Genomic DNA, 19,368 nt, shown 5'->3' with positions numbered 1-19,368 from the left:
GGGTCGGTCGGGGGGTTGGGGGGGGGGGGGGCGGGGTGTGCGGGCCCCGCCTCGCCCATGCCGTGTGCCTACTGGCCGGGGTCCGGCAGGGGAACCGCCTGGCCCGTCACCCGTATCCGGGCGTCGTCCGGGTGCAGGTCGACGAAGAGGTCGCTGGGGCGGCCCATGTCCTCGCCCTGCCGGATGTGGACCCGCCGGGGCTCGGTGACCAGGCCCAGCGCGCGCAGATAGCCGCCGAAGGCCGCCGCGGCGGCGCCGGTCGCCGGGTCTTCCACGACACCGCCGACGGGGAAGGGGTCGCGGGCGTGGAAGTCGAGGCGGTCGGGGGCTTCGCGGTGCACGAGGTGCACGGTGGTCCAGCCGTGCCGCCGCATGATCTCGTGCAGGGCGTCGAAGTCGTAGTCGAGCGCGGCCAGTCGTGCCCGGCTCGCGACCGCCAGGACGAGGTGCTCGTTGCCTCCGAAGGCGATGTGCGGCGGAAGGCCCGGGTCCAGCTCGTCCCGGCTCCAGCGCAGGGCCCGCAGCACCGGATCGACCTCGGTGTCCTCGGCCGGGCGGGAGTGCGCCGGGACGCTGGTGAGCGTGGCGCGGACCGGCCCGTCGCCGTCGGCGGTGGTCCCCACCCGGATCTCGCCCGCGGGCGTGTCGAAGAGCAGCTCGCCGGTGCCCGTCCGGGAGGCGAGGGCGACCGCGGTGGCGATCGTGGCGTGCCCGCAGAAGGCGACCTCGGCGCGGGGGCTGAAGTACCGCAGCCGGTAGCGGCGGGCGGCGGGGTCGGACGCCGTGACGAACGCGGTCTCGGAGTATCCGACCTGGGCGGCGACGGCGAGCATCCGCGCGTCGTCGAGGCCTTCGGCGTCGAGCACCACGCCGGCCGGATTCCCGCCCGCGGGGTCCGTGGTGAAGGCCGAGTAGCGCAGGACGTCGAGGGCGGGCAGAAGCGCGTCCGAGCCGGTGGAGGACTGCTGTGTGCTGGTCATGCACTCACCCTGGCACCGTGCGCCCATCGCGTCCAACGATGGTTTTCGTTTGAGCCCATCGATGATGGCGATAGTGTGCGCCGATGGACACCAGACTCCTGCGGACCTTCGTGACGCTCGCCAGAACGGGCGGCTTCACCGCCGCGGCCCGCGCACTGCATCTCGCGCAGTCCACGGTCACCGTCCAGATCCGCACGCTGGAGCGGGAGCTGGGGACGCCGCTGTTCGACAGGCTGCCCTCGGGGACGGTGCCGACCCGTGCCGGGGCGCGACTGCTGGAGGCGGCCGAGGAGGTGCTCGACGCGGTGGCCCGGCTCCGGGCGACCGCCTCGGCCGGGCAGGGGGACGCGGCGAGCGGGACGGTCGTGGGCGAGGTGGCCGTGGGGGCGGGTGATTCGCTGTGCTCCTCGCGGCTGCCCGCGGTGATCGCCTCGTTGCGGCGCGACCATCCAGGTCTCGATGTCCATCTGCACGCCGTCGGCACGGCCGCGGCGGTGGACGGTCTGCGCACGGGCCGGCTCGACCTCGCCCTCCTCCTGGAACCGGAGGTCGCCGAGAGCGATCTGCTGGCCCGCCGGATCGCCGGCGAGCCGCTGGCGTACGTGGTGGCACCGGGCCACCGGCTCGCCGGCCGGGCCGCCGACTGGGAGGAGTTGGCCGGTGAGAGCTTCTTCGTGCACGAGGAGGGCTGCTCCTACAGCGACCGGCTCGTCCGGACATTGCTGGGCATGTCCGGCACCCGCCCCCGGATCACCCGCTTCGGCAGCATCGACGCCGCCCGGTCGTGCGTCGAGGCCGGGCTCGGTCTGACCCTGCTCCCCCGGGTGACCGTCGAACGGCATCTGGCGGAGGGCCGGCTGTCCGCGGTGGACGGCCCCGAGGCCCCGCCGGTCCCCGTCCAGCTGGTCCGGCACCGCAGGCGCTGGGTCTCGCCGGGCGCCCGGGTCGTGGCGGAGGAGCTGACGCGGACCTTTTCCGGGGGCGCGGACGCGGCGTCGCACGAGGCCTGACCGGACACCGGCGTCGGGCGCCCGCGCGACGCCGGGAATCCGGATACCGGATGCCGAACGAGCCTTCTGTGATATCCGCCATATCGCGGGGCGGCATCAACTAAGCGCGTTAGTAATTGATCTCCAGGCGACATGGGGGACTTGTCCGTCTTGATAGTGGAATACCTGGTGCGGGACGGGACGATACGACTTCGCCTCGAAGCGATCCCCCGCCTATTCGCCCGACAAGGCATTCTGACGGCGCAACAGCAATTCCCCGGCGACACGGACCCGGACCTGCATGCCACTACCTCCGTGGCAAGTGCCGAAGCGCTCTACTATTCGCGGTAGTAGTTTTCTTTCTTGTCTTGCCCGGCAGTGGTCCGAAGAATGACGACCCCACGGCATCTCCGCAGCTCAGAAGCGGGGACCAGGCGGAGCACACCGCGCCGAAGGCGCTCCGCGATTACCGAGCGAGGTCATGGATGAGCAAGCACCGCAAGACGAGGCACCGCCGGAAGATAGTCATCGCCGCTCTCGCCGTCGGCGCCGTGGGTGTGCCCTCCGTCGCCATGGCGTGCTTCGGTGACCAGGAGGACGAGCGTGTCCGGTCCCATGACCGCGGGCTGCACGGGTCCCACCAGCGCCGGCAGCACGCGTCCCCTGACGACCGGCAGCACGATCGGCCCCAGCACCACCGGTCGCGGCACGGCGAGGGGCACGCGAAGCCGACCGCGAAGGCAACCAAAACCCCCACCGCGACGCCCACCAAGGCCCCCTCCAACACGCCCACCGCGACGCCCACCAGGGTCGCCACCAAGGCACCCACCAAGGCCCCCGCCCCGGCGCCGAGCGTCACGAGGACCGCCGCTCCGACGTCCTCCTCGGCCACCGCCCGCGTGGTGGAACTCGTCAACATCGAACGCGGCAAGGTCGGGTGCTCGCCGCTGAAGGTGAATGCGCAGCTGACCAAGGCCGCGCAGGATCACAGCGCCGACATGGCGTCGCATCGGAATATGTCCCACACGGGATCCGACGGCTCTTCCCCGGAGGACCGTATCCAGCGCGCCGGCTACAACTGGAGCGCATACGGCGAGAATGTCGCCTACGGATACTCCACACCGGAGAGCGTGATGAAGGGCTGGATGTCCAGCCCCGGCCACAAGCGCAACATCCTGGACTGCTCGTTCAAGGAGATCGGTGTCGGCCTGGCCCAGCCCGGCTATTACTGGACGCAGGACTTCGGAACGGCCGGATAACGGCGAGACGCCGAAGCGGCCGGGAATTGCCGGCACTTCGGGACGGAATTGAGGTCTCCTACGGGATTTTCCGTCGGGGACCTCAGCGCCGACCGGTCGCCGACGCCTTTCGGTCGCGTGCGATCCGCAGATGGCGCGGGCCCCGCAGTACGGGGCTGCGCCGGTACGGCGGGGGGTCCTCGACCAGCCGGGGGTCGTCCAGGTGCCGGATGAGTTCGGTGAGGGCGATCTGGGCCTCCAGGCGGGCGAGCGGTGCGCCGAAGCAGCTGTGGATGCCGCTGCCGAACCCCAGGTGCTGGTTGTCCTCGCGCGCCGGGTCGAAGCGGTCGGGATCGCGGAACCGCAGCGGGTCGCGGTTGCCGGAGGCGAGCACCAGGATGAGCGGCACGCCCTTGGGGATGGTGACGCCCGAGACCTCGATGTCGGCCAGCGGGGTGCGCTGCGGCAGCATCTGGACCGGTGGCTCGTAGCGCAGCAGTTCCTCGACCGCCAGGGGCATCAGCGCGGGTTCGCGGCGCAGGCGGGCCAGCTGGTCGGGGTGGCGCAGCAGGGTCAGTACGCCGTTGGTGATCAGGTTGACGGTCGTCTCGTGGCCCGCGATGAGCAGCAGGACCGAGGTGGTCATGATCTCCAGCGGGGTGAGCTGCTGGTCGGCGCATTCGCCGGCATTGTTGACGAACGCGGAGAGCATGTCGTCGGACGGCCGATCGCGGCGCTGCTCGGCGAGCCCGCCCAGATACAGCCCCATCGCCTTGCGGGCCTCCAGGGCGGCGTGTTCCCGTTCCGCGGGGTCCTCGCCGGGCGTGGGGTCGAAGCCGGCGACGATGGCGTCCGACCACTGCCGGAACTGCGGCTCGTCCTCGGTCGGTACGCCCAGCAGCCGGCAGATCACGGTGACGGGGAGCGGGTAGGCGAAGTCGTCCACCACGTCGATCTGGTCCTCGTCCCCGAAGCCGGCGAGCAGCTCCCCGACGATCCGGGTCATCTCCCCCTGCATGGCGTCGATCCGGCCCGGGGTGTGCGGGGGGCCGAAGGGCCGCATCGCCAGTCCGCGCAGCCGGTGGTGGGCGGGGTCGTCGAGCCCGATGAAGGACGGCGGAAGCTGCCCCCCGGCCGCGGCCCCGGCCTCCTCCGGCGCGGTGCGCTTGCGGCGGTCGGAACTGATCCGCGGGTCGTGGAGCAACGCCATGATCTCGTGGTACGTGCCGACGAGGTAGCTGCCGTCCTCCTGTCGCGCCACCCCGGCCTCGCGCAGCTCGGCGTAGAGCGGATAGGGGTCGGCGCGGCTGGCGTAGTCGGTGATCCGGTGGAACAGGGTGTCCGCGGCCATGGGCGGGGGCTCCTCATCGCTCTGCATCGCTAGGGAGTGCCGGGTCTCAGCGGGCCGGGCGCACCAGGGTCAGGCGCCGGTCCGGCAGATGACCGGTGAGGGCGACGGTCGGACCGTGCGAGAGCACCTTCGGGTCCGGTACGTCGGAGGGAGCCGGCGCCAGGCGTCCGGCCTGGTCGGGGGCGCCGGGTCCCGGCGGGAACGGCGCCGCCGTCTCGATCATGCGCTCGTAGTGCTCCAGGGACTTGGCCTGGTTCACGCTCACCGCCGCGGTGACGCGCCCCCGGTAGCCGTAGACGGCGACCAGCCGGGCCTCCTGGAGCGACCCCTGGGCGATGACCACCTGGTCGGAGAAGGTGGGTACGCCGACCGACTTGATGTTGAGGCCGAACTGGCTGGACCAGAAGGCCGGTACGGACAGATGCGGGCGTCTGCGGGGCCCGGGGTTGACCATGTTGTGGGCGGCGACCTCGGCCTGCGCGACCGCGTTGCCCCAGTGTTCCAGGGACAGCAGCTGGTACTCGAAGAGCGGGTGCGGGAACCTGGCCACATCGCCGGCGGCGAAGACGTCGTCGGTGACGATCCCGTACATGTCGAAGGCGCGGCACCCCGCGTCGCAGGTCACCCCTCGTGGGCCTGCGGCGAGTCCCGACTCGGCCAGCCACTCGGTGTTGCGGACCGCGCCCAGGGCGACCACGGCGACATCGGCTTCGATCCGGGTGCCGTCGGAGAACCGTGCGCCGGTGAGCCGCCCGTCGCCCTCCAGGGAGGTGACCGTCACCCCGCAGCGCAGATCGACGCCGTGGGCACGCTGCAGGCGTGCGGCCAGCGCGCCGAGCGTGCCGCCGAGCGCGCCGACCAGTGGGGCCGGCCCCCGCTCGGCGACCGTCACCTCCAGGCCGCGCTCCCGGCAGGCGGAGGCGATCTCCGAGCCGGTGAACCCGGCGCCGATGACCAGGACCCGGCGCGGCCCGGCGTCCAGCCGTTCGGCGAGCCGGCCCGCGTCGTCGCTGGTGCGCAGGGTGAACACGCCGTCCAGGGCGGCTTCGGCCGGGTCCGGCCAGGGGCGCGCCCGGGTGCCGGTGGCGATCAGCAGCCGGTCGAAGGGCACCTCGGCACCGTCGGCGAGCAGCACCCGCTTCCCGTACGGGTCGACCCCGGTGGCCCGCACGCCCAGTCGCCACTGCGCGTCCACCTCCCGGCGCCGCGGCAGGCCGGTGCGGTGGGACGGCACCTTGCCCAGCAGCACCTGCTTGGACAGCGGCGGTCTGTCGTACGGGGCCTGCGGCTCCTCCCCGATCAGGGTCAGCGAACCGCCGAAGCCCTCCGTACGCAGTGTCTCGGCGGCCCGCAGTCCGGCGAGCGACGCGCCGACGATGACGATCCGGCCGTCGCGGAGTTCAGCCGGCACCGGTGCCCGCCTCCTCGCCGACGAGGATGGCCTGCACGGGGCACGCCGCCGCGGCCCGGTGCACCCGTTCGAGCTGGTCGTCCGGGATGACCGGGGTGTACATCAGGGCCTCCTCGCCATGCATCGTGAACACCTCGGGGGCGAGGAACGCGCACTGCGCGTACCCCTGACAGCGATTGAGGTCGACGACGACGTTCATCCCGAGCATCCACTCCTCCGGCGGCCACGCCTGTCCCGCCACCTCCGTCCTACTACCGATCCCGGCGCGGGGCAGGCGGTGCCGGGCCGTCGGAGTGGTGACGCACGGCGACCGCAGGGCATGTCATGAGCATGCCTTTCCGCGCGCGCCGCGGCGGCCGCCGAGAGACGGCCCGACCGCAAGAAACAAGACCTGACCCCCCTTCCGCTTCGCGCGCCCACTGAGCACCCTTTTGCCACGAAGGCGGAAGACCGGAACGCCTGCCGCCGCCCCCCCCACCCGAGAAGTGAGTCGCACCATGGACGCTGAACACACCACCCGCCCCTTAGCCGCCGAAGGCACCGCGGCCACCGACTGGTACGTCGACGAGCGCTGCAACAACTGCGACGTCGCCAGGCAGCTCGCGCCGACGCTGATCGGCGAGGTCGGCGGACGGTCCCGGATCCTGCGTCAGCCGCGCGACGAGGCCGAGGAACGCCTGCTGCACGCGGCCGCCTTCGCCTGCCACTCCCGCTCCATCCGCCGGCCCTCCCGACGGCTGGACACCTCGCTGGACCCGTTCCCCCAGCCCCTCGACGACACCGACGACGCGGTGCACCTGTGCGGCCACAACTCGCCGCACACCGCCGCGGCCAACTCCTACCTCGTGCGGCGCCCCTCCGGGACCCGGATGATGGTCGACACCCCGCGCTGGAGCGAGGAACTGGCCGCGCGGTACGAGCGGCTCGGCCCGGTCACCGACGTCCTGCTCACCCACCAGGACCACGCCGCGCACGGCCGCCGGTACGCCGACCGCTTCGGCGCCCGGCTGTGGATCCACGAAGGCGACCTCGAAGCGGCCCCGGACGCCGACCGCGTACTGCGCGGCACCGACCCGGTGGAGATCGCCGACGGTGTCCTCGCCCATCCGCTCCCGGGCCACACCCGGGGAAGCGTGCTCTACGTCGTCGACGAGCGGTACTGCTTCAGCGGGGACAGCTTCTACTGGTCGCGGTCGACCGGCGACATCGAGGTCGCGGAGAGCGTCACCTGGTACTCCATCGAGGAGCTGGCGGCGTCCCTGGCCCGTACGGTCGACCGGCTCCGCTTCGAGTGGCTGCTGCCCGGACACGGCGATCGCCGGCGGCTGCCCGCCGACCAAATGGAGCGCAGGATGCGGCAGTTGGCGGCGCGGGTCGGCGAACTGGAGCCCCGGCCCGTCGACTTCACCGCGGTGCGCTGGTGAGCGCCGGCAGGCGGGGCCGCGTCTCGGTGGGCGGAGCGGCGGTTCACCGCACCGAGGCGGCCGGCGGGCGCTCGCGCACGGCGCCGTAGGCGAGGAAGTAGGCCGGTACCCGGTTCAGCCACCGCGAGGTGGTGACCAGCTCGGCCATCCGCTTCGCCCGCCGGGGATCGCCGAACGGCGCCTCCCCGGCCAGCACCGGTCCGATGACGCGGGTGTGGGCGAGCCGCTGCAGGGCCTGGGTCAGGGCGGTGGTCGGCCACCGGCGGCGCTGGACGGCCCGTACGTCGCGCAGCCCGACACGGTCCGCCCGCAGCGGCCCGACGAGGTGCCGGGCGGCGGCCACCGCGTCCTCGACGGCGAGGTTGATGCCGATGCCGAAGACCGGCGACATCGCATGCGCGGCGTCGCCGATGCACAGCAGCCCCGGGCGGTGCCAGCGCCGCAGCCGGTCGAGCCGTACGTCGAGCAGCTTGACCTCGTCCCAGGACCCGAGCGCCCGGACCCGGTCCGCCAGCCACGGGGCGGCGGTCGTGAAGTTGGCCATGAACGGTTCGAGGCCGGCGGCGCGGCGCTCGGCGTCGGTGCCCTTGGGGATCAGCGCGGCGCACTGCCAGTAGTCTCCGCGGTCGATCATGGCGGCGAGCAGCCGGTCGCCGACGCCGCCCACGAGGCCGTGCGGATCGCCCGCCCGCCGCGGCAGTCGGAACCACCATGCGTCCATCGGGCAGGCGAAACTGCGCAGTCCGAGCTCGGGCAGCAGACGGGCCAGCGAGCCCCGACCGTCGCAGGCCACCGTGAGCGTGGCCCGCAGTTCACCGGTGCGGCCGTCGGACGTGCGGTAGCGCACTCCGGTGACCCGTCCGCGATCGACCAGGAAACCGGTCGCCTCGGTGCTCATCCGTACCGAGAAGGACGGCTCCCGCCGGGCCTCGTCCGCCAGGAGGTCGAGCAGGTCCCACTGCGGCACCATCGCGATGTAGTTGAACCTGCCCCGCAGCGCGCCGATGTCGCCGACGGTGACCAGCGAACGGTCCCGCCCGAGCGGCAGCTGAACCGTCTTCACCCGCCGCTGCGGCAGACGGGCGAAGCGCTCGCTCAGCCCCAGCTCGTCCAGCAGCGCCAGCGTGGAGGGGTGCACGGTGTCGCCGCGGAAGTCGCGCAGGAAGTCCCCGTGCTTCTCCAGGACCGTGACCGCCACCCCCGCCCGGGCCAGCAACAGCCCGAGCACCATCCCGGCGGGGCCGCCGCCCACCACACAGCAGGTGGTCCGCTCCATCGCCCTCGCTCCTCTCCGGTGACCGCCGGGCATCCGCCGCGCCGGCGCCCCTGGGGGCACCGGCACTCAGCCAGATATACCCGCAAACCCGGAGCCCATCGCGGATCCGCCGTCACCACCCGGGCGGGCGCCGCGGCGGGCGGGTGCGCCGGAGAGCCATGTCACCAGGTGTGCGCGACGTCCACGATCAGCTGCTGACCGGACTGGTGGACCCGGAACGGCAGCTTGGCGCGCACACCGAGGCCGACCTGGGTCTGTCCCTCGAAGCTCGCCCCGAACCTGGTGTCCTTGAACGTCCGGTAGCCGGTGAGGTCCACGCCCGGCAGCGGCTTGCCGGCCTGTGCGGCGTAGCTCTGGCCGCCGGTCGACGGGTCGTAGCTCGGCGCGGACACATAGATCTGCAGGATGGCGCCGCCGCCGACCGGAATCCGCTCGCCGGAGCCGTCCTGATGGAACGCGTCGACGTAGCCGACGTGGTAGCCGACCTTGCCGGTCGCGCCGCCGATGTCGAAGACCATGCGGTCGTAGCACGCGTGCCGGCCGGTCCTGACGTTCTTCAGCGGCGCGGCGTTGGCGTCGGTGGCCGACTTCTCGCCGCTGCCCCAGCCGGTCGCGCAGGTCGTGGCAGGGGCGGCCGTGCCGGCCGGGCCGGTCACGGCGCCGGCCGCCCCGGCAGTGCCCAGCACCCCGGCGCCCGCCAGCACGAACACCGCGGCCGCGGTCCCCAACCGTCGCATGACTTACCTCCAGGAGTTCGGTACGGAGAATTCCGGTGCGGCGCGTTCGATGCCTTCGCCACACTGGTAACGATGCGTGCGGGAGGACGGCAGGCGGGGCGATCGCGTTCCGTCCGGGGCCGCTTTCGGCCAGCGCGGGGACGAAGTTGTCGCGAAAACGGGCGCCGTGGTCACCGCACGCCGTGGGGTCGGAACTGAACGCTGATCCGCGGTCCCGCCGCCCGGCTGCTCTTGGGAATCGCGTGCTCCCAGGTCCGCTGGCAGGAGCCGCCCATCACGATGAGATCGCCGTGCCCGAGCGGCTTGCGCACCGAGCTCCCACCGCGACGTGGACGCAGCAGCAGGTCGCGCGGCGCGCCCACGGACAAGATGGCGACCATCGTGTCCGCATGCCGGCTGCGGCCCGTCCGGTCGCCGTGCCAGGCCACGCTGTCGCGGCCGTCGCGGTAGTAGCACAGGCCGGCTGTGGTGAAGGGTTCGCCGAGCTCGGCGGCGTAGTGGGCGGAGAGCACGTCCCGCGCCTCCTCCAGGACGGGGTGCGGCAGCGTGTCGTCGGCCTGGTAGAAGGCGAGCAGCCGCGGTACGTCCACCACGTGCTCGTACATCTGCCGGCGCTCCGCCTGCCAGGGCACCTCGGTGGCGAGCCGCAGGAACAGGGCGTCCGCCCCGCTCAGCCACCCGGGCAGCAGATCGATCCAGGCCCCGTCGCCGAGCGCGGTCCGGCGCAGCCCGTCCAGCGGGCCGAGGCGGATGTCGTCGGTCTGGTCGAAGAGCGAGCCCTGAAGATGCGTGCTCATGCTGCCAGCGTACCCAGATAATCGAATAAATGTTCTGTGGCGCGTTCTGTAGCGGCCCCGGTCACCGGATCCGGGCATCCGGCCGTACCGCGTCGGTCCCGGAAGCGCACGGAGCCGCCGCCCCGCCCGGTGGCGCGGATTGCGATCATGGAGCGAGCAACCGCGGAGCCCCACCGGGGGCTCCCCCGCGCAGGAAGAAAGCAGATCTGCGATGCCGGCAATTCCCGCCGATCCGACCCTGGTTCACCCGATGCCCGAGCAGCCCCGGGTCGTGCTGCTCAAGCCGCTGCTGACCTCGCCGCTGATCGAGGTCGGGGAGTTCACCTACTACGACGATCCGAACGACCCGACCGCTTTCGAGAGCCGCAACGTGCTGTACCACTACGGTCCGGAGAAGCTGGTCATCGGGAAGTTCTGCGCGTTCGCCGAGGGCGTGCGGTTCATCATGAACGGCGCCAACCACCGTATGGACGGCCCCTCCACGTTCCCCTTCCCGATCCTCGGCGGCTCCTGGGCCGAGCACATCGATCTGATCACCGGTCTGCCCGGCCGCGGTGACACCGTGGTCGGCAACGATGTCTGGCTCGGAAACGGGACCACCGTGATGCCCGGCGTACGCATCGGCCATGGAGCGATCACCGCCACCGGCTCCGTCGTCGTCGACGACGTGCCGGACTACGGCATCGTCGGCGGCAATCCCGCGCGGCTCATCCGCCGCCGCTACGACGATGCGGACATCGCGCGCCTTCTGGCCCTCGCCTGGTGGGACTGGCCCCTCGACCACCTCACCGAGCACCTCCGCACGATCATGTCCGGCAGCATCGACGACCTCGAGGCCGCGGCCCCGGCTCCGACCCCGCGCTAGCCGCCCGCGGCGGTCTCACCGGTCCCGTCCGGCCGCACCCGCCACCGCCTTCTCCTCGGCGGTCGCCAGCCAGAAGCACAGCCAGGGCAGGACGAGTTCGATGACCGTCAGCACGAGCTGGAACCACTGCGGCTGACCGTGGACGGCGAGGGACAGCAGCCGGCCGGCTCCACCGAGCAGAAGGATGCCGGCCAGCCACCGCACCGCCGTCGACGGGACCGGCGACTGCCGGGCCGCCCAGATCCAGGCGAGGCCGTACCCGAGGAAGACCGCCCCGTAGAAGCGCTCCCGGCTGTCGACGGTCGCGCCCGCCGAGCCCTCGCCCGGTACCGAGCCGATGCCGAGAGCGAGGTGGAGGGCACCGATCGCCACGCAGGCGATCCCCGTGATCAGCACAAGCCACTTGAGAAGCCTGACCATGAGCCGACCGCCCCTCCGCCGTTAGTAGACGTCTGCCTACTAACGGCGAAGGTAGGGACCTCAGTAGACACGTGTCAAGCAAGTACCCTGTGCCGCGTGACCACGCGCCGCAGACTCGATCCCGCCGAGCGCCGCAACCAGCTGCTCGACGTCGGCGCGCGGCTCTTCGCGGCGAAGCCGTACGACGAGGTCCTCATGGAGGACATCGCCGAAGAAGCCGGTATCTCCCGCGCGCTCCTCTACCGCTACTTCCCGAACAAGCGCGACCTGTTCGCCGCGATCTACCGGCAGGCCGCGGACCGGCTGCTGGCCGCGACGCACCTCGATCCGGCCGTGCCCGTGACCGAGCAGCTGGCCGCCGGACTCGACGCGCACATCGACTACTTCGTCGCGCACCGCAACACCGTGCTCGCGGCGAACCGGGTGCTCTCCGGCGACCCCGTGATCCAGGCCGTCATCACCGACGAGCTGGCCGTGCTGCGGCAGCGCCTGCTCGATACCACCGCGCTCAAGGACGGCCCCGGGGACCTGGTGTCGGCGGCGCTGATGAGCTGGCTGGTGTTCGTCCGGGCCCTGTGCGTGGACTGGCTGACGCACCAGAGGTTCTCCCGCACCGAGCTGCGCGCGATGTGCGTCGGCGCTCTGCTGGGAGCGCTCGAACCGGTCATGGACCTCGGTCCGCTCCGCTCCGGCTCCCCGGACACCGACGCCGGCGGCTGACCTCCCCTCAGGCCGATGCCTGTGCCGCGGCGCGTTCGCGGGCGGCGGCGGCCCGCGCCGGGTCGCCCAGCTGGTCCTCCAGCCGGGCCTTGGCCGCCCAGTTGTACGGGCAGATCGGACGCAGTTGGATGCGTTCGCTGAGCAGGGTGCGGGCCAGTTCGGTACGGCCGGCGCGCAGGGACGCCTCGACGAGGGTGCGCTGGATCGCGTCGCGCTGGGCGTGGCTGCCGCCGAAGGTGTGCAGACGGTCGCGGACGGGCAGCAGCAGATCGGTGGCCCGGGAGTAGTCCTGCTGTCCGTAGGCGATCAGCGCGCGGCAGACCGGCAGGCCGATCCGGGCGGTCATGGCGCGGTTGAACCCGGCGGGCCCGGCCGCCAGCCAGCGCTCCCGGTCCTGCACGAGGCGCTGCGCCCGGGCGATGCGGCCCGCCCCCACATAGGCCATGACGGCGTGGGCGTCGTTGAAGGCGTAGTAGGGGCCGTCCTGGCGGCGCTCCCAGGCGTCGGCGAGTCGCTCCCACCGCGCGCTGTGTACGTCCTCGGCCAGGTACAGCCGCCACAGCAGGGCCGCGGCGTCCAGCAGTCCCATCGCCATGCCCGCCGAACCGTCGTGGTGGATGGCCGCGTCGTAGATCTCCAGCACCCGGTCGCCGTCGCCGGCCTCCAGTGCGTAGAGGGCGTAGTGCCACCAGTTGTGGACGGTGAGCAGGGTGCCGCTCGCCCAGGCGTCGGTACGGGCGTCGAGGAAGCGGATCCCGTCGGCGAAGCGTCCGCGCATCTCATGGCTGTGGACCACGCTGTGGATCGCCCACACATCGTCTGGATGCCGTGCGACGGCGGCCAGGCCGACCTCCTCGGCGCGTTCGTAGTGGCCCGACTCCTCCAGGCCGAACGCGTACATGCCGAGCAGTGGTCCGTGGTGGGGGTCGTCCTCGTCCCAGGCGTCCAGTGCTCCGCCGACGCGGTCGCGCAGACGTGCGGCGTCGCCGGTGAGGAAGTCGTGCTGATGCCCCACGAAGAGCGCCAGCACATCGCGCGGAAAGGCGACGGAGATATCGCCGAGGAGCCGGCCGGCACCGTGCAGGTCGCCGTCCAGCCAGGCCGTCGCGGCGGCCAGGTGCATGCGCTCGCGGGGGGTGAGCCGTTCGGTGTCGAGCCCGGAGCGGAAGTCGGCGAAGGCCTCGCGTGCCGCGGCGGCGTCCTTCTCCTCGGTCCCCAGCACGCCCAGATACGCCATCAGGCTCTGCCCCATCACCGAACGCGGCGCCGCGGCGAGCACGGACCGGGCCGTCTCCATGACCTGGGGGCGGAAGAACAGCAGGTCGTCCAGGGCCTGTTCGTAAGGGGCGACGGCCTCGGCGCCGGTGTCGGTCATCGTGTGGCCGTGCCGGTCCGTGGTCATGGATACCTCCTGTGTGGCATGGGTGCCGGACGGGCCGGTCCGCTCAGGATGCGGAAGAAGCGCGGGCCACCGGTCCGGGACGGTGCCGTCGCGCATCCCGCCATCGTCCCCGCGCCGGAGACGTGCGTCAGGCCCCTTCACCCGAATGGCCGAACGGCGTCGCCGCGCCGGACCCGCGAGCGAACGCCTCCCGGCCCGTCCTCAGCCGACCTCGGGGCGCTGCTGGGTCGAGCAGTGGATGCCGCCTCCGCCCTCGCCGAGGTGGTCCACCGGCAGTTGTACGACCTCGCGGCCCGGGTACAGGTCGCGCACGATGGACGCGGCCCTGCGGTCCGCCTTCCGGTCACCGAAACGGGGCATGACGACGCCGCCGTTGACCACGTAGTAGTTGACGTAGCAGGCCAGGAATCCTTCCCCGCGGCGACCGATGTCGACCGGCTCCGGCAGCTCGACGACCTCCAGCCGCTTCCCCCGGGCGTCGACGGCGCGGTCCACGACCTTGCGGGCCTGGTCGTAGGCCGCGGTCCAGACGTCGCGGGGGGCCTGCTCGGGCGGTGTGCTCATGACCACGACGCCGGGCTCGCTGAAGCGCGCCAGCGCGTCGATGTGGTAGTCCGTGATGTCCTCGCCCAGGACGCCCTTCACCCAGATCACCGTGGTGACACCGAACAGGTCCTTGAGCGCCCGCTCGATGGCGTTGCGCGACATACCGGGGTTGCGGGAGTCGTTGACCAGGGAGCTCTCGGTCACCAGCAGCGTCCCCTCGCCGTCGGTCTCCAACGCCCCGCCCTCGGCGGTGATCGGCGCCTTGATCCTCCTGACGCGCTCTCCCTTCAGGACGGCCCGGGCGACCCGGCCGTCGCGGGCGTGCTCCTGCTTGCCGCCCCAGCCGTTGAAGTTGAGGTCGACTCCCGCGACATGGTCGGCGCCGCGCACGAAGGTCGGCCCCGTGTCGCGCATCCACAGGTCGTCCACCGGGATCGGGACGACCTCCACCGCGGAGCCGCACGCCCGCCGGGCCGCGCCCGCCTCCGCGCGGTTGGCGAGCAGGGTCACCGGCTCGAAGTCGGCGACGGTCCGCGCGATGCGTGCGATGTCCTCGCGCACGCCGTCGGTGGCCGACCCCCAGATCCGGCGCGTGGGCCAGGCCATGTAGGTCAGCTCGTGCCGCTGGGACTCGTCGGGCCACCACCGCCGGTCGGCCGGCCGTGCGCAGCCGACCCCGCCGAGGGCGGCCACGGCCGCTGCCTGCAGTGTCCGACGTCTGGATATTCCCACGATCAACCACCTGACTGAAAATTTGGTCAGGACGATTCTAGGGCATGATCTGAGCCGACACAGTGACCTTTCTCTTGGACATCGGGAGTGCGTGATGCCGGACCGGCCCACCCAGATCCTGGAAGCCGCCGCCCGGCTGATCGCGCGGCGCGGTGTGCGCGGGCTGCGCGTCGAGGAGGTCTCCGCCGAGGCCGGCGTCTCGACCGCGCTGATCTACTACCACTTCAAGGACCGCGCCGGGCTGCTGCGACGGACGCTGGAGTTCATCAGCCGGCGCGCGGTCCGCTACACCGACCCCGCGCTGGAGTCCTCCGACGATCCGCGAACCCAGCTCACCGACATGCTGCTGCTGGAACTGCAGGACATCGCCCAGGTACGGGAGAACAGCGCGGCCTGGGGCGAGTTGCGCGCCACCGCCGTCTTCGACCCGGACCTGCGCGAGCTGCTGGCGGACGCGACCCGCGACTGGGTCGAGGACCTCGCCCGGCTCATCGACCAGGTGCGGACGGCCGGTTCGGCCGGCACCGGCACCGACCCGTACGCCGCGGCCGAACGGCTCACCGCCCTGGTGGAGGGCCTCAGCGAACGCTGGCTGAGCGGGACCACCTCGCTGGAGCGGGCCCACGAGCTGCTCCGCGGCGCCATCGAGGCGGAGCTGGGAGCGAGGTGACCGACGGGCCGGCCCCGTCCCGCACGCTCTCGGTCCGCGACTGACGCCGCGTCAGCGCCATCGGGCACGGCCGACGGCGGCCGCGAGGGTCAGCGGAACCGTCAGCACGGCGGCGACGGCGAAGAGCGCGCCGTACTCGTGCCGGGCGGCGGTACTCGCCGTCAGACCGCTGGCCAGCGCGCTGCCGCCGTAGAGGCTGACGCCGAACATCGCCACGCCGGTGGCCCGGGCCGTCGGCGTCGCCGCCGTCGCCCACGACTGGACCGTGGTGTGCAGGAACGACCAGCCGGTGCCCAGCAGCAACGCGGCGACCCCCAGGGCCGGTACGGACCGGCTCACGGCGGCCAGGGCGTAGGCCACGGCGGCCTGTGCCCCGCCCGCCACGATCAGCATGGCGGGGCTCCACCGGCCCACCAGCTTCTTGACCAGCTGCGCGCACGCCATCGCGCCCACGCCGTAGAGCGCCGACACCGCCCCGGCCACCGTGGCCGGCACACCCCGGGCCTCCAGCGCCGGCGCCAGATACGTCAGGAAGCCCAGCATGACGGCGCCTTCGAGCAGCGCGACGGCCATGACGTACCACATCCACCGGGTGGCCAGGACGATGCGGAACGGAGCCAGCAGGCCGGCCCCGGAGGGGCTGCGCGCCGGTTCGGGGAGGTGGCGCAGCGCGCGGGAGAGGTACCCGGCGAGCAGCGCGGGCAGCAGGAAGACCACCCGCCAGCTGACGTAGTGCGCCAGCGCTCCGGCCACGACCGTGCCCAGCGCCGTTCCCAGGGCGAAGGCGGTCATCAGATCGGTGAGTGGGCGCTGGCGCCGCTCGGCGGGTACGACGTCGCCGATATGGCTCAAGGAGGCGGGAATGCAGGCGGCGAAGCAGGCTCCGCAGACGGTACGGGACACGATGAGCGTCTCGACGTTCGGGGCGAGCGCCGAGAGCACCGCGGCGAGCGACCCCGCGGCGAGGGAGAACCGCATCACGCGGATCCGCCCCAGCCGGTCGCCGGCCAAACCCCAGACCGGCTGCATCAGGCCGTACGCCAGGTAGTAGCCGCCCGCTGCGAGCGCCACCTTCGCCAGACTCGCGCCGAGCCGGTCCGCGATGATCACCAGCATCGGGGCGATACAGAACCGGTCGAAGTTGCTGATCAGGCCCGCGCCCCGCAGGAGCCGGAGCGAGCGGGCGGGCAGCGCGGACGCCGGCTCGGCGGGCCGGTCGGGCCCGGTGGGCGTGGGGGTGGACGCGGAGCGGTCGCGGAACACGGGGGTCTCCCTTCGGCGCCCGGCACCTTCCCGGGCTCTCCCAGTCAGCCCACCACTCCCGCCGTCCACTTTTGATCGCCAAGCGATCACCATCACTCACACTTTGAGCTGGCACGATATGCGTGACGAGGAAGGAAGTCGGCCCGATGAGCCTCAGGGAACGGCCGGCCGGCGAGGGGTCCGGCCCGGCGAGTACGTCGCGCGAGGAGCTCGGCGCCTTCCTGCGCTCGCGCCGGGAGCGGCTGACGCCCGGGGAACTGGGGCTGCCGGTCGCTCCGCGCCGTCGCGCCCCCGGTCTGCGGCGCGACGAGGTGGCCGAGCGGGCCGGTATCAGCAGCTCCTGGTACGCGTGGCTGGAGCAGGGCCGCGTCCGTACGTCGGAGCAGGTGCTGCGCGCGGTGGCGCGGGCGCTGTGCCTGGACGGCGCCGAGACCGCGCACGTGCTGTCGTTCGTCGAGGACGCCGCGGCGGCCGGCGCATCACCGGGCTATGTCTCACGCAACCTGTTGTCCCTGGTGGAGTCGGTATCGCCGAACCCCGCCGTGGTCATCGACCCGCACTGGGACCTGCTGGCCTGGAACGCCGGATACGCGGCCCTGCTCACCGACCCTGCGCGCCTTCCTCCGAAGCGGCGCAACCTGCCGTGGCTGGTGTTCCGTTGGGCGCCGGCGCGTACCCTGCTCGCCGACTGGGAGTCCGAAGCGCGCGGTCTCCTGGGCCAGTTCCGGGCCGCCGCCGCCCGCCGTCCGGAGGACCGGCGGTATGCGGAGATCATCCACGAGATCACCCAGGACCCGGACGCGGCCCGCTGGTACGGCCGCCGGGAGACAGCCGTCTACCAGCCCGCGGTCCGCCGCTTCCGGCACCCCAGGGCGGGCGCGCTGAGCCTGCGCTATGTGAAGCTGGCCGACCTCGACGAGCCGGGGCACCACTTCCTGTGCTACCTGCCCGACGACGCGGACACCGAGGCCGCGGTGCACAGGCTCACCGAGGACGACGGCTGAATTCCGGCCCGGTCCGGACAGGCCCTGGGAGGCCCTCCTACGCCTCGCCGCCCGCACCGGAGCGGCACGCCGGGTGGCCCCAGCCGTCCGGGTTCTTGGCGATGGGCTCGCCCGCGGCGTACGGCCGCCCGCACCGGCAGCGGCCGGGGAACTTGGCGTTGAGGGTCCGCGTGGAGCCGCCCGAGGTGCGCCGCCGCGGCGAAGAGGCGGTCTTCGAGGCGGCCGTAGACGAGGAAGCGGCCCGCGCGGGAGCCGTCTTCGTCGCCGAGCCGGTGGTACGGCGGCGCGCGCCGCCGCGCCGAACGGTGTCCGGCGCGGGCGGCGGCTCCGCGGACCCGAGCGCGCTGCCCGCGGCCTCCTGGACGACCGCCGCCTGGCTCGCGGCGCGGTCGGCGAAGTCGTTGAGCCGGTCGCCGTCCACTTGGTGCGCGGGCACGTACCGGAACTCCACCTCGCGCCCCGTGAGCAGGGCGTCGATGCGTACGACGAGTTCCTGGTTGGCCACCGGCTTGCCCGCGGCCGTCTTCCACCCCTTGCGCTTCCAGCCCGGCAGCCACGTCGTGACGGCCTTCATCGCGTACTGGGAGTCCATCCGGATCTCGATCGGAACGGCCGGGTCGGTGGCCGTCAGCAGGCGTTCCAGCGCGGTGAGCTCCGCGACGTTGTTCGTCGCGGTGCCCAGCGGACCGGCCTCCCAGCGAAGGACGGTCTCCCCGGTGTCGGCGACGACCCAGGCCCAGCCCGCGGGCCCGGGGTTTCCTTTCGATGCGCCGTCACATGCGGCAATCACGCGTTCAGCCATGCGCGCGATCATGCCAGGCGGCGACTCGCGGGGCGAAGTCGCGCCCGATCAGTTGCCGGCGGCCTTCTCCGGACGGAGCTCACTGGGCCGTACGACCACGAAGCCCTCGCCGTCGAGGCGGAGCTGAACGGCCTCGCCGGAGCCGCCCCGGAGCATCGACCCCAGGCTCTGCGAACGGTGCAGCGTGGTCTGCAGGCTGCTGCTCCAGCCGACCACGGCGTCGGTGTCGACGAAGACCGGAGACTGCGGCGACACGGGGATGACGATGGGGTTGCCCTCGCACACGACACCCAGCTTGCCCTGGCCACTGAAAACGGAGTTGAACAGTCCGCCGCCGACCATACCGGCGCCCTTGACGACCTTGATCTCGTAGGAGAGCGACGGATCGAAGCACAGCACATTGCGGCCGTTGACGGTCAAGCCGTCACCAGGGGCGAGATCGATGATGAAGCAGTTCGCGGCCTCGTGCGCGAACCACACCTCACCACGGCCCCGTACGGCCATCAGCGCCAGCCCCTCGCCGGTGACCGCTCGCTTGAGGAACTTGCCGACGCCCTGCCCCTGCTTCTCGAACTGCAGATCGCCGCGGTAGGCGACCATCGCACCCTGCCGGGCGTAACACTCGCCGTCCAGCGCGTACTTGATCGACTTCGCGTTCTGCTGCGTCATACCGGGCGCGGTCGCCGGTATGGCCATGTTGTCCGAGGAAAAGAGATCACTGTTCATGGCCGTCATGCTAGG

Annotated in this window: 20 protein-coding genes; 7 read left to right on the top strand and 13 right to left on the bottom strand. The window is 72.4% G+C overall.

The features are described from left to right. Positions 1 to 68 precede the first annotated feature (68 nt). Positions 69 to 980 (bottom strand): PhzF family phenazine biosynthesis protein, encoded by a 912-nt coding sequence (locus ACFWZH_RS28700; protein ID WP_384437377.1) that lies wholly within the window; start codon positions 978 to 980, stop codon positions 69 to 71. A gap of 83 nt (positions 981 to 1,063) precedes the next feature. On the opposite strand from ACFWZH_RS28700, the gene ACFWZH_RS28695 reads away from it, so the two are divergent. Continuing rightward, complete coding sequence (locus ACFWZH_RS28695) at positions 1,064 to 1,990, top strand: LysR family transcriptional regulator (RefSeq protein ID WP_384437374.1); 927 nt, start codon at positions 1,064 to 1,066, stop codon at positions 1,988 to 1,990. A 464-nt stretch (positions 1,991 to 2,454) separates the two neighbouring features. Further along, the gene (locus tag ACFWZH_RS28690; RefSeq protein ID WP_384437371.1) at positions 2,455 to 3,228 is read left to right on the top strand and encodes a CAP domain-containing protein; all 774 of its coding nucleotides are present in this window, start codon (positions 2,455 to 2,457) and stop codon (positions 3,226 to 3,228) included. Between the two features lie 82 nt (positions 3,229 to 3,310). Here the strand turns inward: ACFWZH_RS28690 and ACFWZH_RS28685 are convergent, their stop codons facing one another. From ACFWZH_RS28685 to ACFWZH_RS28675, 3 genes are read right to left on the bottom strand one after another with little or no spacing between them, the layout of a single operon-like run. Further along, the gene (locus ACFWZH_RS28685; protein ID WP_384437368.1) at positions 3,311 to 4,558 is read right to left on the bottom strand and encodes a cytochrome P450; all 1,248 of its coding nucleotides are present in this window, start codon (positions 4,556 to 4,558) and stop codon (positions 3,311 to 3,313) included. Positions 4,559 to 4,604: 46 nt separating this feature from the next. Next, complete coding sequence (locus ACFWZH_RS28680) at positions 4,605 to 5,969, bottom strand: NAD(P)/FAD-dependent oxidoreductase (protein WP_384437365.1); 1,365 nt, start codon at positions 5,967 to 5,969, stop codon at positions 4,605 to 4,607. Beyond that, on the bottom strand, positions 5,959 to 6,168 hold the full coding sequence (locus tag ACFWZH_RS28675) for a ferredoxin (RefSeq protein WP_384437389.1): 210 nt from the start codon (positions 6,166 to 6,168) through the stop codon (positions 5,959 to 5,961). Before ACFWZH_RS28675 ends, ACFWZH_RS28680 begins: the two co-directional genes overlap by 11 nt. Positions 6,169 to 6,466: 298 nt before the next feature. Here ACFWZH_RS28675 and ACFWZH_RS28670 point away from each other — a divergent pair, with 298 nt between their 5' ends. Further along, complete coding sequence (locus ACFWZH_RS28670; RefSeq protein WP_384437363.1) at positions 6,467 to 7,393, top strand: MBL fold metallo-hydrolase; 927 nt, start codon at positions 6,467 to 6,469, stop codon at positions 7,391 to 7,393. Positions 7,394 to 7,436: 43 nt separating this feature from the next. Here the strand turns inward: ACFWZH_RS28670 and ACFWZH_RS28665 are convergent, their stop codons facing one another. The 3 genes from ACFWZH_RS28665 to ACFWZH_RS28655 all read right to left on the bottom strand — a co-directional run bounded on the left by ACFWZH_RS28665 (position 7,437) and on the right by ACFWZH_RS28655 (position 10,203). Continuing rightward, the gene (locus ACFWZH_RS28665; RefSeq protein ID WP_384437360.1) at positions 7,437 to 8,669 is read right to left on the bottom strand and encodes an FAD-dependent oxidoreductase; all 1,233 of its coding nucleotides are present in this window, start codon (positions 8,667 to 8,669) and stop codon (positions 7,437 to 7,439) included. Positions 8,670 to 8,830: 161 nt separating this feature from the next. Then, entirely contained in the window at positions 8,831 to 9,406 is a 576-nt protein-coding gene (locus tag ACFWZH_RS28660; protein WP_384437357.1) for a hypothetical protein, read from the bottom strand. 170 nt (positions 9,407 to 9,576) lie between these two features. Beyond that, positions 9,577 to 10,203 (bottom strand): alpha-ketoglutarate-dependent dioxygenase AlkB, encoded by a 627-nt coding sequence (locus tag ACFWZH_RS28655; RefSeq protein WP_384437354.1) that lies wholly within the window; start codon positions 10,201 to 10,203, stop codon positions 9,577 to 9,579. A 211-nt stretch (positions 10,204 to 10,414) separates the two neighbouring features. Between ACFWZH_RS28655 and ACFWZH_RS28650 the strand changes: the two genes are divergently transcribed. Beyond that, complete coding sequence (locus ACFWZH_RS28650) at positions 10,415 to 11,068, top strand: CatB-related O-acetyltransferase (protein ID WP_384437351.1); 654 nt, start codon at positions 10,415 to 10,417, stop codon at positions 11,066 to 11,068. 15 nt (positions 11,069 to 11,083) lie between these two features. Here ACFWZH_RS28650 and ACFWZH_RS28645 read toward each other — a convergent pair whose 3' ends face one another. Continuing rightward, the gene (locus ACFWZH_RS28645; RefSeq protein WP_384437348.1) at positions 11,084 to 11,488 is read right to left on the bottom strand and encodes a DUF4345 domain-containing protein; all 405 of its coding nucleotides are present in this window, start codon (positions 11,486 to 11,488) and stop codon (positions 11,084 to 11,086) included. 96 nt (positions 11,489 to 11,584) lie between these two features. Between ACFWZH_RS28645 and ACFWZH_RS28640 the strand changes: the two genes are divergently transcribed. Continuing rightward, entirely contained in the window at positions 11,585 to 12,208 is a 624-nt protein-coding gene (locus ACFWZH_RS28640) for a TetR/AcrR family transcriptional regulator (protein WP_384437346.1), read from the top strand. A 7-nt stretch (positions 12,209 to 12,215) separates the two neighbouring features. Here the strand turns inward: ACFWZH_RS28640 and ACFWZH_RS28635 are convergent, their stop codons facing one another. Together ACFWZH_RS28635 and ACFWZH_RS28630 are read right to left on the bottom strand one after the other, a co-directional pair. Further along, a complete protein-coding gene (locus ACFWZH_RS28635; protein ID WP_384437343.1) occupies positions 12,216 to 13,610 on the bottom strand; it encodes a tetratricopeptide repeat protein in 1,395 nt (464 codons plus the stop codon). Between the two features lie 201 nt (positions 13,611 to 13,811). Further along, positions 13,812 to 14,888 (bottom strand): agmatine deiminase family protein, encoded by a 1,077-nt coding sequence (locus ACFWZH_RS28630; protein WP_384437340.1) that lies wholly within the window; start codon positions 14,886 to 14,888, stop codon positions 13,812 to 13,814. A gap of 94 nt (positions 14,889 to 14,982) precedes the next feature. Here ACFWZH_RS28630 and ACFWZH_RS28625 point away from each other — a divergent pair, with 94 nt between their 5' ends. Next, the gene (locus ACFWZH_RS28625) at positions 14,983 to 15,558 is read left to right on the top strand and encodes a TetR/AcrR family transcriptional regulator (protein WP_384437337.1); all 576 of its coding nucleotides are present in this window, start codon (positions 14,983 to 14,985) and stop codon (positions 15,556 to 15,558) included. A gap of 51 nt (positions 15,559 to 15,609) precedes the next feature. Here the strand turns inward: ACFWZH_RS28625 and ACFWZH_RS28620 are convergent, their stop codons facing one another. Beyond that, complete coding sequence (locus ACFWZH_RS28620; protein ID WP_384437334.1) at positions 15,610 to 16,821, bottom strand: MFS transporter; 1,212 nt, start codon at positions 16,819 to 16,821, stop codon at positions 15,610 to 15,612. Positions 16,822 to 16,967: 146 nt separating this feature from the next. On the opposite strand from ACFWZH_RS28620, the gene ACFWZH_RS28615 reads away from it, so the two are divergent. After that, the gene (locus tag ACFWZH_RS28615; RefSeq protein ID WP_384437331.1) at positions 16,968 to 17,825 is read left to right on the top strand and encodes a helix-turn-helix transcriptional regulator; all 858 of its coding nucleotides are present in this window, start codon (positions 16,968 to 16,970) and stop codon (positions 17,823 to 17,825) included. Between the two features lie 37 nt (positions 17,826 to 17,862). Here ACFWZH_RS28615 and ACFWZH_RS28610 read toward each other — a convergent pair whose 3' ends face one another. After that, positions 17,863 to 18,639: a ribonuclease H gene (locus ACFWZH_RS28610; RefSeq protein ID WP_384437328.1), complete on the bottom strand. Its 777-nt coding sequence runs from the start codon at positions 18,637 to 18,639 to the stop codon at positions 17,863 to 17,865. A gap of 36 nt (positions 18,640 to 18,675) precedes the next feature. Then, positions 18,676 to 19,353: an AIM24 family protein gene (locus ACFWZH_RS28605; RefSeq protein ID WP_384437324.1), complete on the bottom strand. Its 678-nt coding sequence runs from the start codon at positions 19,351 to 19,353 to the stop codon at positions 18,676 to 18,678. Between the last annotated feature and the right edge of the window lie 15 nt (positions 19,354 to 19,368).

The organism is Streptomyces sp. NPDC059008 (assembly GCF_042749045.1).
Classification (GTDB): Bacteria; Actinomycetota; Actinomycetes; order Streptomycetales; family Streptomycetaceae; genus Streptomyces.
This window is presented reverse-complemented; position numbering and strand designations above follow the sequence as displayed.